Source organism: Streptomyces sp. NPDC001157 (assembly GCF_053598255.1).
Map to the genome: position 1 here is coordinate 70,199 of NZ_JBSFJW010000041.1, position 11,121 is coordinate 81,319.

At 67.7% G+C, this 11,121-nt stretch carries 11 protein-coding genes and 2 tRNA genes; 7 read left to right on the plus strand and 6 right to left on the minus strand.

Annotated features, from left to right (window positions below; all coding sequences use genetic code 11):
- Nucleotides 1-17: 17 nt before the first annotated feature.
- Nucleotides 18-626 carry a TetR/AcrR family transcriptional regulator gene (locus ACWDAG_RS41055; protein ID WP_450700663.1) on the minus strand — a complete coding sequence of 203 codons (609 nt, stop codon included), beginning with the start codon at nt 624-626 and terminating at the stop codon, nt 18-20.
- A 188-nt stretch (nt 627-814) separates the two neighbouring features.
- Between ACWDAG_RS41055 and hisN the strand changes: the two genes are divergently transcribed.
- Entirely contained in the window at nt 815-1,615 is an 801-nt protein-coding gene (hisN, locus tag ACWDAG_RS41060) for a histidinol-phosphatase (protein ID WP_450700664.1), read from the plus strand.
- A 37-nt stretch (nt 1,616-1,652) separates the two neighbouring features.
- Here the strand turns inward: hisN and ACWDAG_RS41065 are convergent, their stop codons facing one another.
- On the minus strand, nt 1,653-2,882 hold the full coding sequence (locus ACWDAG_RS41065; RefSeq protein ID WP_450700665.1) for a tyrosine-type recombinase/integrase: 1,230 nt from the start codon (nt 2,880-2,882) through the stop codon (nt 1,653-1,655).
- Between the two features lie 431 nt (nt 2,883-3,313).
- Here ACWDAG_RS41065 and ACWDAG_RS41070 point away from each other — a divergent pair, with 431 nt between their 5' ends.
- Nucleotides 3,314-3,682 (plus strand): hypothetical protein, encoded by a 369-nt coding sequence (locus tag ACWDAG_RS41070; RefSeq protein ID WP_450700666.1) that lies wholly within the window; start codon nt 3,314-3,316, stop codon nt 3,680-3,682.
- An 89-nt stretch (nt 3,683-3,771) separates the two neighbouring features.
- On the opposite strand, the gene ACWDAG_RS41075 is transcribed toward ACWDAG_RS41070, so the two are convergent.
- Complete coding sequence (locus ACWDAG_RS41075; RefSeq protein ID WP_450700667.1) at nt 3,772-4,512, minus strand: DUF4145 domain-containing protein; 741 nt, start codon at nt 4,510-4,512, stop codon at nt 3,772-3,774.
- Between the two features lie 261 nt (nt 4,513-4,773).
- Here ACWDAG_RS41075 and ACWDAG_RS41080 point away from each other — a divergent pair, with 261 nt between their 5' ends.
- The 5 genes from ACWDAG_RS41080 (at nt 4,774) to ACWDAG_RS41100 (ending at nt 8,656) form a co-directional block, all read left to right on the plus strand.
- Nucleotides 4,774-5,112, plus strand: coding sequence for a DUF6233 domain-containing protein (locus ACWDAG_RS41080; protein WP_450700668.1), 339 nt, complete (start codon nt 4,774-4,776; stop codon nt 5,110-5,112).
- Between the two features lie 1,419 nt (nt 5,113-6,531).
- Nucleotides 6,532-6,990, plus strand: a complete 459-nt coding sequence (locus tag ACWDAG_RS41085) for a hypothetical protein (RefSeq protein WP_450700669.1) — start codon at nt 6,532-6,534, stop codon at nt 6,988-6,990.
- Nucleotides 6,991-7,113: 123 nt separating this feature from the next.
- Nucleotides 7,114-7,410, plus strand: a complete 297-nt coding sequence (locus ACWDAG_RS41090; protein WP_450700670.1) for a hypothetical protein — start codon at nt 7,114-7,116, stop codon at nt 7,408-7,410.
- Nucleotides 7,411-7,743: 333 nt separating this feature from the next.
- Complete coding sequence (locus ACWDAG_RS41095) at nt 7,744-8,136, plus strand: CBS domain-containing protein (protein WP_450700671.1); 393 nt, start codon at nt 7,744-7,746, stop codon at nt 8,134-8,136.
- Nucleotides 8,137-8,239: 103 nt separating this feature from the next.
- Nucleotides 8,240-8,656 carry a Fur family transcriptional regulator gene (locus ACWDAG_RS41100; RefSeq protein ID WP_115906041.1) on the plus strand — a complete coding sequence of 139 codons (417 nt, stop codon included), beginning with the start codon at nt 8,240-8,242 and terminating at the stop codon, nt 8,654-8,656.
- 93 nt (nt 8,657-8,749) lie between these two features.
- Here the strand turns inward: ACWDAG_RS41100 and ACWDAG_RS41105 are convergent.
- The 3 genes from ACWDAG_RS41105 to ACWDAG_RS41115 all read right to left on the minus strand — a co-directional run bounded on the left by ACWDAG_RS41105 (nt 8,750) and on the right by ACWDAG_RS41115 (nt 11,105).
- A tRNA-Met gene (locus ACWDAG_RS41105) sits at nt 8,750-8,823 on the minus strand.
- Nucleotides 8,824-9,015: 192 nt separating this feature from the next.
- The gene (locus ACWDAG_RS41110; protein WP_450700672.1) at nt 9,016-10,827 is read right to left on the minus strand and encodes a tetratricopeptide repeat protein; all 1,812 of its coding nucleotides are present in this window, start codon (nt 10,825-10,827) and stop codon (nt 9,016-9,018) included.
- A 204-nt stretch (nt 10,828-11,031) separates the two neighbouring features.
- Nucleotides 11,032-11,105 (minus strand) — tRNA-Met (locus ACWDAG_RS41115).
- Nucleotides 11,106-11,121 lie beyond the last annotated feature (16 nt).

Below are 11,121 nucleotides of genomic sequence, written 5' to 3' on the forward strand. Positions count from 1 at the left end.
GAGCGTGCGGCGGCCGCTCAGGCCAGTTGCCGGGGCAGGGCGGTCCGCACCAGGTCCTTGACCCCGCCCTCCCCCGGCGGTGCGGCCACGCACGACAGCGCGAGCCGCACCACCAGCTCGCAGGACCGGGCCAGCTCGGCGGTGTCCGCCATGTGCACACCGGGTCCGGACAGCACCGCGACCGCTCTGTCCCGGACCATCGCCACGAAGTCGCCGGGCGACGGCAGCGGGCCGTCCGCCCGCCGCTGCGCCGGCACCGCCGAGGAGGACGGCACTGCGGACAGCGTCGGCGAGGGCAGCCGTTCACTCCAGCAGCCGGTCAGCATGGCCCGTACGAGTGCGTTCTCGCGCGCCGTCGACGCGGTCCATTCGGCGGTCGCGGTGAGCCGGTCGCGGGCGTCGCTGTGCGTGGCGAGCGCGCGTTCGACTCCGGCGAGGTAACCGTCCGCCTCCCTTCTCACCAGCGCCCTGGCCAGCCCCTCCTTGCTGCCGAACTCGTTGTAGAGGGTCTGCCGGGACACTCCGGCGGCCGAGGCTACGTCCACCATCCGTACGGCGGACCATGGTCGGCGCGCCAGCGCCGTGTACGCGGCGTCCAGTAGGGATTCCCGCGCTGCAGGCATCATCGCCTCCCTGGGGCGAGCGGCTCTGCGCCCAGATTTGACGCGCACAAGGGCACTGTCAAGGGTTCGCGAGCGCACGCGGGGGCGCCCTCCGGGCGCCGTGTGCCTGCGCCCAGGCGGTGCAATGTGCCGCCAAACCGTGAGCATGGCCTGGTGGCCCCATCGCGACCTCGCCGGATAGCGTTCGTTCCATGCCGGACTACCTCGACGATCTCCGTTTCGCCCACGTCCTCGCGGACGCCGCCGACGCGGCAACGATGTCCCGCTTCAAGGCGCTCGACCTCAAGGTCGAGACGAAACCGGACATGACCCCGGTGAGTGAAGCGGACAAGGCGGCGGAGGAGCTCATCCGCGGCCAGCTCCAGCGCGCCCGCCCCCGCGACGCGGTCCTCGGCGAGGAGTACGGCCTGGAGGGCACGGGCCCGCGCCGCTGGGTGGTCGACCCGATCGACGGCACCAAGAACTACGTACGCGGTGTCCCGGTGTGGGCCACCCTGATCTCGCTGATGGAGGCGGGCGAGACCGGCTTCGAGCCCGTGGTCGGCGTCGTCTCCGCGCCCGCGCTGGGCCGCCGCTGGTGGGCCGCGAAGAGCCATGGCGCCTTCACCGGCCGCAGCCTCTCCTCGGCCTCCCGTCTGCAGGTCTCCCGTGTGGCGAAGCTGTCGGACGCCTCCTTCGCGTACTCCTCCCTGACCGGCTGGGAGGACCAGGGCCGGCTGGGCGGCTTCCTCGACCTGACCCGCGAGGTGTGGCGCACGCGCGCGTACGGCGACTTCTGGCCCTACATGCTGGTCGCCGAGGGCGCGGTCGACATCTGCGCCGAGCCGGAGCTCTCTCTGTGGGACATGGCCGCCAACACGATCATCGTCACCGAGGCCGGCGGCACCTTCACCGGCCTGGACGGCCGCCCGGGCCCGCACAGCGGCAACGCGGCCGCCTCGAACGGCCTGCTGCACGACGAGTTGCTGGGTTATCTCAACGAGCGCTACTGACCGCACTTGCGGCTTGGCCTGCGGTTTTCCCCGTGGGTCAAGCCTCCTGGGCCGTGGTGGGGCCGTCATCGGCGTCCGGGCCGCCCTCGAAGGCCCGGTTCACCGCCTCCCGCGTCCGCTTCTCACTGCTCGGCATCAGGTGCGTGTACGTCCGCAGCGTGAAGCCGGGATCGTGGTGTCCCAGGTACTCCGACAGGGCCTTGACGCTCTCCCCCGCGTCCAGCAGAACGGACGCGTAGAAGTGCCTCAGCGCGTGCATGCCGTTCTCCCGACCGCGCGGGACACCTGCCTTGTCGAGAGCGGGCCGCCACGCCTTGGTGTTGAAGGCGACGCGGTTCACCGCGCGTCCCTCGGCATTGGGGAAGAACACGGATGCCGTGACGGGTGAGCCGTCGACCGACCGCCAGGGCAGCGTCACAGGCGTGGGCGGGTGCTGCGCCATGTGCGCCTCAAGCGCCCGAGCGACGCTCTCGGGCAGCGGGACGGTCCGGGTCTTGCCGCCCTTGGGCAGGGCGAATACCTTCCGTCCGGCGATGAGCTTGACCTGCCGGACGACGTGAATGACGCCCTCGACGAAGTCGACGTCGTCAACCGCCAATCCCAGCACCTCGCCCTGCCGCATGCCGCAGCCGCCGGCCACGTCCACCGTCGCCCGATACCGCTCCGGCAGTGCCGAGCGCACCGCCAGCACGCGTTCACGCGACCACGGGACGATCCTGCGAGGTTCCAGCTTGGGCGCTTTCACGGATGCCGTGCGGCACGGGTTGTGCGAGATCAGGCGGTCATCGACAGCTGCCCCCAACATCGCGTTGAGGTTCGCGAAGATGACTCGCTGATAGGCGACCGCCACTCCCCCGTCTTCGAGCTTCCGCAGCCACTCGCGGATGTGGATCGGCCTCAGGGAGTCCAGCGAGCGGGCACCCAGGTGCGGCACGATGTGAAGTCGGACGCGCTGCTCCGTGCTCACGAACGTGCCGGGATCCATCGTGAGCGAGGCCAACCACCGTTCGGCATGCTGCCGCACTGTGAGGCGGCCGGCACGCGGGTCGATGTACTGGCCGCGCGACATGTCCGCCTCGACCTGGGACAGCCACTTCTCAGCAAGGCGCTTCTGTCCGTCGGGGAAGCTCTTCGACTTCTCGGTGCCGTCCGGCCCGATGTAGCGGGCGCGGTAGCGCAGGCTCTTCCCGTGGCGGTCGGTTTTGACGCGAACGGCTTTGGCGGCGTCGCGCTCGGCTTCTTTGCGGCCCGTGACGTATGCGCGCACGTCAGCAGGGTCGTAGCGAATGTACTTGCCTATGCGGAAGCCGGGCGGTCCTATGCGCTTCTTGCACGGGCGCAGCATCGCTCTGAATGAGCTTCCCACGTCCCTCGAAGCTGGGTTTCTAACGATCCTGGAAGACGAGGCAGAGTCAGAGAAGCCAGCGCCAGATTTGCTTGGGATCAGCGGAGACGAGAACACCGGGGACGCCGTACGACAACTCGGCGAGACTTTCGATTACCTCTTCCGACGACTTGGGCCTCCCCCTGAGGGAGCGTCTGAGGGATTGCAGCCGACGCACCACGGCGGGGGTACCAGCGATGACACATGAAGATCAACCAAAGGGCCAGCCAGCTGTGTCGGGGGGCGCTTGGGGATCGAACGCGCCAAGCTGTCTTGAAATCGCAATGCAGTGGGCCGAGTTGCCAGGAGAACACTTGAAGACCGCATTGAAGGCCGTCGAGCCGCAGCTACGCCGGGAACATGAATTGGCAATGGAAAAGGAAAGAGTCGCTCGCGAGATACAGATAGAGCGAATGCACCTAGAAGCGCGCCAAGCTGATGCCAGCCGCACCCATCTGCTCTTCCTACTCGGGCTGATAGCTGGTTTCATACTGGCAGCTGAAATGTTGACCGGGGCCATCATCGTCGGCACCCACGGCGAAGCAGGGTTGGCGGCACTACTGGCTGGACCAAGCTTGGTCACGTTGGCCGGTATATTCGTTCTGCGCCGAAAGGAAACGAGCGACACCAACGCTGTACGCTCCGCACAGCAACAAGTATTGCAGGCCGTGGGAGAGTCCTGACTCCTCTCCCTTGCGTGCAACAGGACTGTCACCTTTCGCCAAACGGCGACGCGCACCTCCGAACAAGCGCGTACAACACAGTAAATGTCTTATGGGGAAGCTTGGGCTGCCTGGCGCCTGGCAGCGCGTGCTGCCGCCATACGCGCCCGCTGCGCCGGTTGGACGTAAAGAACGAACACGGCCTCATCAATCAACTCGGCGATGTCCGCGATCTCCTCTGCAGAATACGCCAATCCATCGTGAACTGCATCATTTCCGACCACTCTTGCCTCATGGAAAGCGTCCACGATATTCTGCGAGACACCTTGTGCAGCCAAAGAGGTGATCCGGTTATACAGATTGCTTCCGATAGCACCCCGCTCTTTAGTTATCTGCTCCACGACTGCCCGATATCCGACACCTGCCAGCCGGTAAGCCCCTGCCGCCTCAGCGAGGGCCGCCTCACTAAATATCTCACGCACCGATAACGGCGCGTCCGAAGATATCTGGCGCGGCCCCTTTTTTGGCACCGGATACACTTGTACAAGTTCATCACTATCGTAACGTGCGCTCGAACCCCCCTTTGCCGGATTTATTGCGGTCCACAGGAATAGGCAGTTAACTGAGCAATGGTCACAGGTCAGCTTGATAGTGAATAGCGTGAGTTTCTGATTTGCACCGTTTGTGAATTTTCGAGTCAGAGATTGAAGCTCCTGGCGGGCAGTTACTTGCATTGACGTATTTATTTCGCAATGGGGGCAGCGCAAATAGACTTGGCGCCTAACACCAAACCTGATTGAGTCTCCGGCCAGGGGTTCAACTTCTGAGAGCTGATCAGACAATGCACGCACAGTCTGACAGTAGCTCACCGCCTCTCGGCCGTCATGTGATTTCATCGAGCCCCCGCCGCGCAGGCGCACTACCAGGCACCTCGCGATAAAGCCCAAGCCGCCGGAGGCGCGCACGAGCGACTCAGACACGAGGTAGCGCGGGCAGCAACGCCTGGCTCTCTTGAGAACCGCCCGGGTTTTGCCTGCTCCGGTCGGTATCTCTCGTTGTCCTGGTCCACCTTGGGGATTGCAGATTGCCACCGTGATCATAAAATCGAACACATGAACGATCCAGTCCGGTCGCGACTCGCGCTGCTCCGCTTCCTGGAGCGCGTGCAGGAACGGGACCTCGCCCGTACCCGCCGCTGGATCGCCGACGAAGAGCGCCGTGAGGGCGAGCGGCAGCGCGGCCTCCAAGCCCGCCCGCCTGCGCCGGAGTGGCTGATCGAACTCGGGCTCAACCGGCACGCCGCACCCGTGTACGTGCACGCCGGGGACTGCTGGAACGCGGGCAAACGCAGCCGCAGTATCAGCCGGGATCAGGCCCGGCGGGCGCTCGCCGACGGGGTCAAGGCCTGCCCGCAGTGCCAACCCGATACCGCCCTGGGGATGCTGGACTAGGCACTGCGCGGCCCACACACCGTCTTCTTCGCGGCGGCCTTCTTCAGGTGTCGAGCGCTCGACTGCAGAGGCGTTGACGCGTACTGATTGCACAGATCCGCAACCCTAACTAACCCAAACTATTTGTTGGCACACCATGTGGCGCACCCTGGCGAACCGTGGCGAACAGTCCCCCGCCATCTGCGCGTTCGGTAGGTTGCCAGCAGTCGGCTTCTGTCAGCCAAGACGCCCTGGCCCGCCCTGGGCAGGGTCCTGCCGGGTCGGTGACTCGACCCGCCGGGGAGCAATGACAGACAGGAGCCGAATCGATGGTGCGACGCAAACCGAGGGAACCCCGCCGACGCCCGAAGAAGGACTGGGTCGAGTTGGCGGTTGTCATTCTCGGTGCTGTCACTGCCATCGCGGGGTGCGCTGAGCGGTTCATCCACTGAGCCAGTGATGGACCGAAGCGCTCCGGCCGAAATGGGCGGGCATACGTGAGCCCGGCCGGGTAGTAGTCGGCCGGGCTCACAATGCCCCGCGCGCGAGTCCTGGCTCCGGGTGGTGCCGGAGCCAGGAACTCGTGGATCGCGCGGGAGTTCTGAACCGCCAACGGCACAGGTGGCGCTGCCACCAGATCGACGGGGGCGGCTGCCTTGGCGTCGTCTCGATATTACAGATGCTCTGCCTTCGGTTTCCAAGCTCTCACAGCGTTTCCGCAGGTCAATGGGGTGGCGCAAAAGTGGTGCGGAGCATGGCGGCTCATAGCGAATTTTTCAGAGGTTCCCACATTTGCGCAGGTCAGCGCGTTGCATGGGTGGCGAGTAGGTACGGCGTGGGGTAGCGAAGGGTAGCGAAGCTCGTGCCACGCTCGTACGGCGCACTCCACCTGGGGTTTTAGCCCCGCACAACGGGAACGGCGAGTGCTCGGCACGCGTATTGGAAGCCCCCACCCTGGGACAAGGACGGGAGCCTCTGCGGAACGGCGCGTGAAGGGCCCCGGCGGTGCCAGGAGGGCACAACGCCCTCTCGCAACCAACGCCAGCAAACGCTATTTTGGCTGGTCAGTCGCTTGGCCTTGACACTGTCCCCAGAGCATGCAGGAGAGGGCGGCACCCCCGCATAGGGCGCCGCCCTTCTTACTGGTTCGGAACCGCCCGATGGCTGTTGAGGGTCGGGGACGGGTGGCGGTTCCTGGGTTCAGGGCCGTGCAACCTCTCGGTGGCCGCGAGGTCTCCGCGCCTCAAATGAGAACCCCGATCATGCAGCTCCCTGGCGGGGTGCCAGGCACAGCCGCACCCCAACGATGGGGCCGATCAATACGAACGCAAAGCCCCGCCCTGAGACGAGGCCCGCGCCCAAATCCCCAGGGGGCGCAGGCCTCACCCATGCTCGCCTGTGTCACCATGCCCCCTCAGACCGCACGTCCATGGGGGACACATGCGCACCCGCGCCACCATCTCGCTCACCACCACCGCGCTCCTGCTCGCCGCGCTCACCGCCTGCTCGTCCAGCAGCGACGACAGCGCCGACCCGACCCCGAGCACCTCCCCCACCGTCGAAGTACCGACCAACACCCCCGAGCCGGCCGACGGCGAGGAGGACCTGGCGCGCGTCGCTGAGACGTACACCGACCTGTACTTCGGGGGCAGCGGGGAGGCCGCGTACGTCTTCCTGTCGAAGCGCTGCAAGGCCAAGGCGGACCCGGCCGTGTTCAACGCGACCGTTGAGCAGGCCGCGAAGGACTACGGGCCCGACCACCCGGCGACGGACATACGCGCCACCGTGTCGGGGGACATGGGCCGCGTCTCGTACAAGGTGAAGGGCCTGCCGAAGTTCGATCAGGAGAAGCAGCCGTGGACGCTGGAGGGCGGCGACTGGAAGTACGACGCCTGCTGACCCTCGCACAGGCCAGACGCCCCGTCGACCAGCGTCGGCGGGGCGTCGTCGTCCCCGCGGATTACAGCCCCCAAGATCCGACGACGCCCGAAATCCGTACCTTCCCAGTCAAGGAGGTGACGGGTGCCGAGGCGACAGCCACACAACGATCTCGGACTCGTGCGCGACCACGAGTCCGTCATCCTGCGCACCCGCCACCGGATGACCTTCAAGGAGATCGCCGAGGAACTCGCCTGCGACATCAGGAACGCACACCAGGCATGGAAGAGCGGCGTCGAGTCCCTCGCCAAGGAAGCGGCCGAGTCGCACGGCCAGTACGTGGGGGAGCAGTTGGCCACCGTATGCGAGCTGATCGACGCTCGCTCGGCGATCGACTCACGGATGCAACGGAGGATGTGCTCCTGGTTGCTGGTGAGGTAGTCGGCCCTCTGGTTCGCCACACCCAAATTAGAGCGCGTGTTTGAATTTCGCAGCAAGTCGGCATTTCGAAGCCGGGCCGTCTGCCATTGATGACCGCAGCGACACAGCTGTCCAGCAGGGCGCGGCACACGCCCGCACCCCACTGGACGGCCAGATCAATACGAGCGCTACTGGGGAGCACCCACAAAGGCACAGATGAGCGCGTGCGCCCTCAATTGGCCGCACGCGCCCTCTTGTTGACCCCCGCTTTACCTGCGACTCTGAGAGTCCCCCCACTTGTGAACTTGTGAATCCTGGAACTAGCGCCGGATTCCCTAGGAGGTGGCTCCGTCCATGCTCGTCCGCGACGCCATGAGCACGGTGGTTCTGACCATCGGCCCCGCCCACACCCTCCGCCAGGCCGCCGCCCTGATGTCCGCCCGCAGGGTCGGTGCGGCCCTGGTCCTCGACCCCGACGCCGGCGGTATCGGCATCCTCACCGAACGCGACATTCTCAACTCCGTCGGCCTCGGCCAGAGCCCCGACATCGAGCGAGCCCAGGACCACACCACCAACGACGTCGTCTTCGCCGCCCCGTCCTGGACCCTGGAGGAGGCTGCCCGCGCCATGGCCCACGGCGGTTTCCGCCATCTCATCGTCCTCGACCGGGGCGAGCCGACCGGCATCGTCTCGGTCCGCGACATCATCCGCTGCTGGGCACCGGCACGGCAGCACGTGCCCGCCTGATCACGCAGGGACCGGGAACCAGATTAGACCAAGTCCAATTCGAGCAGCGATCCAAACTCACACCTGTTCGGAAAATGGTCCCCCTGCTGTTAGGCTGGATTTCATGAGCGACCTTCTGGAACGGCTGCGCGGACGCGGATGGCGGATGACCGCGCAGCGGCGCGTCGTGGCCGAGGTTCTCGACGGCGAGCATGTGCATCTGACCGCCGACGAGGTCCACTCCCGGGCCGTCGCCAAGCTGCCCGAGATCTCCCGCGCGACGGTCTACAACACGCTGGGCGAGCTGGTCTCCCTCGGCGAGGTGCTCGAGGTCTCCACCGACAAGCGCGCCAAGCGGTACGACCCGAACGCGCACCGGCCGCACCACCACCTGGTCTGCGCCCAGTGCGGCGCGATCCGCGACGTCCACCCGAGCGGCAACCCGCTCGCCGACCTCCCCGACACGGAGCGCTTCGGCTTCACGGTCTCGGACGTCGAGGTCACGTACCGCGGCATCTGCCCGAACTGCGCGGCGGCGTAACAACCTGCCGGGAACACCAGGAGCAGGAAACACCTGGAGCGGAAACACCGAGGGCCGGAATCCATTCACTGGACTCCGGCCCTCGGCCTTCAGTAGCGGGGACAGGATTTGAACCTGCGACCTCTGGGTTATGAGCCCAGCGAGCTACCGAGCTGCTCCACCCCGCGTCGATGAACGCAACATTACGTGAAGCCCTCGACCAGAAGCAAATCACTTACGACGAGCCCGGCGCAGGTCAGAATTTTCAGCCCGTCCGGCGTTTGAGGACGAGGCCGTCCAGGCCGAAGGGGGCCCGGGGACGCAGCCCCCAAGGCGGACGGGGACGCAGCCCCCAGGGCGGACCGGCCCACCGCGGGCCACTACGCCGACAGCTCCTCCAGCAGAGCGTCCCGCAGCCGAGCCGCCCGCTCCGACACCTCCGCCGGCCCCAGGGACACCGCCCTGTCCGCCCACCGCTGCCCCTCCGCGAGCTCCCCCCGACGCGCGTAGACCAGGGCCAGCCGCAGCGCCGCCCGCCCGTGCCCCGCGTCGGCGGCCCGTGTCCACCACACGGCGGCCTCAGGCTCGCTCCCCTCGCGGGCCAGCAGCAGGCCGAGGTTGAAGGCGCCGTTGCGGGACCCGGCCTCGGCGGCCGCGCGGTACCACCGCGCCGCCTCCACCACGTCACCGCGGGCCGCGGCCATCATCCCGACCCGCACCTGCGCCCGCCGGTGCCCCTGGGAGGCCGCGCGCTCGTACCACTCCTCGCACTCGGTCTTCTCGTGCACGGACTCCCCGAGCTCATGCGCGGGCGCGGGCGGCCGCCGGGCGTCCAGCACGGTCGCCAGGCGGTACGCGGCCTCCGCGCTGCCGCCTCCTGCCGCGCAGCGCAGATGCCGCTCCGCGGCCCGCTCGTCCCCGTCCCGCAGCCGCGCCATGCCGACCTGCAGCGCCGCCTCGGTGTGCCCGGCGGCCGCGGCACGCTCGTACCAGAGCAGCGCGACGCCGTCCTCGGCCCGCCCGGCATGCAGGATCCCCAGATTGAAGGCAGCGTCCACGCTCCCGGCCTCCGCGGCCTTGGAGAACCACGGCTCGGCGCCGGTCGTGTCGCCGCCCTGCAGCAGCAGGATCGCCAGGGCGTTCGCCGCCTCGCGGTGTCCGGCGTACGCGGCCCGGCGGTACCACTGCTCGGCCTGTGCCGTCCGCCCCTGCTCGGCGCAGAGCAGCCCGAGGTTGTAGGCGCCGTTGTCGTCGCCGGCGTCCATCGCGGCCCTGTACCAGCGCTCGGCGGTCTGCGTCTCCCCGCGCTCGGCGTGGAGGGCACCGAGCGCGTTGGCAGCGTTGCCGTCGCCGTCCTGCGCGGCCCTGAGCCACCACACGGCGGCGCTCTCGGTGTCGCCGGCGTCCCGCAGCAGGAACCCGAGCGCGCAGGCGGCCCGCGCCTCGCCGTCCTTGGCGGAGGTCAGGTACCAGCGCCCGGCCTCCTTGAGCTCACCGCGCTTCTCCAGGATCGCGCCGAGGTGCAGCGCGGCCCGCCGGTGTCCGCGCGCGGCGGCCTGCCGGTAGAACTGCTCGGCCTGGGACAGCAGCTCGACACCGTTGTCAGCCCCGTCCTCGCCCTGGTGGGCGGCCTTGCGGTCGAGCGCGCGCGCCAGGCGGTACGCCGCCTCCCGGTGGCCCTGCTCGGCCGCAGCCCGCATCCAGTCCTCGGCTCCGGCGTCCCCTCGGTGCTCCAGCAGATCGGCGAGGGCGTAGGCGCCAAGGGCGTGTCCCTGTTCGGCGGACTGCCGCAGCCAGTACTCGGCGGCGGGCTCGTCCCCGCGCTCGCGGTGGTGGCGCCCCAGCGCATGTGCGGCCGCCGCGGAGCCGGCGACGGCGGCGATCCGCCACCAGCCGGCGGCGTCGTCGGCATATCCGCGCTGATGGAGAAGGACCCCCAGGTTGTTGGCGGCGGCACGGTCCCCCGCGGCGGTGGCGGCACGCAGATGGGGCTCGGCTCCGTCGAGATCACCACGGCGCAGCAGCATGGCCCCGAGGACACTCATCGCCTCGACGTCGCCGGCCTCGGCGGCGAGCCGCTGACGAACTTCCTCGACGGCCTCCTCAGCCACCTCCCCGGCTTCGCCCGGTTCGGAAGGCTGCACAAATCGCCCTGTCTCGAACAGAGTTGCCTTGTCCCCCATAACGTCCATCGTCGCACCACCTGCAACCTGGGTACACCTGGTATACCGCAGCCAGTGAGGTCACTTCAGCGTTTTGTCGACATGCCCACAGAGAGACAAGTCAAACACAGTTCCCCCAACTCCCGGAGGGGGCATGACGATCCCCCTGATCGGCACATGCGTTCGCACATCACGAAGGCCCGGATCCTTGAGGATCCGGGCCTTCGACTGCAGTAGCGGGGACAGGATTTGAACCTGCGACCTCTGGGTTATGAGCCCCGCGAGCTACCGAGCAGCTCCACCCCGCGGCGTTGTGTGGCAACC

What these genes read in the sequence shown, in the direction of transcription:
- ACWDAG_RS41055 (WP_450700663.1), bottom strand. Translation starts at nt 626, where the DNA reads ATGATGCCTGCAGCGCGGGAATCCCTACTGGACGCCGCGTACACGGCG.
- hisN (WP_450700664.1), top strand. Translation starts at nt 815, where the DNA reads ATGCCGGACTACCTCGACGATCTCCGTTTCGCCCACGTCCTCGCGGAC.
- ACWDAG_RS41080 (WP_450700668.1), top strand. Translation starts at nt 4,774, where the DNA reads ATGAACGATCCAGTCCGGTCGCGACTCGCGCTGCTCCGCTTCCTGGAG.
- ACWDAG_RS41085 (WP_450700669.1), top strand. Translation starts at nt 6,532, where the DNA reads ATGCGCACCCGCGCCACCATCTCGCTCACCACCACCGCGCTCCTGCTC.
- ACWDAG_RS41095 (WP_450700671.1), top strand. Translation starts at nt 7,744, where the DNA reads ATGCTCGTCCGCGACGCCATGAGCACGGTGGTTCTGACCATCGGCCCC.
- ACWDAG_RS41100 (WP_115906041.1), top strand. Translation starts at nt 8,240, where the DNA reads ATGAGCGACCTTCTGGAACGGCTGCGCGGACGCGGATGGCGGATGACC.
- ACWDAG_RS41110 (WP_450700672.1), bottom strand. Translation starts at nt 10,827, where the DNA reads ATGGACGTTATGGGGGACAAGGCAACTCTGTTCGAGACAGGGCGATTT.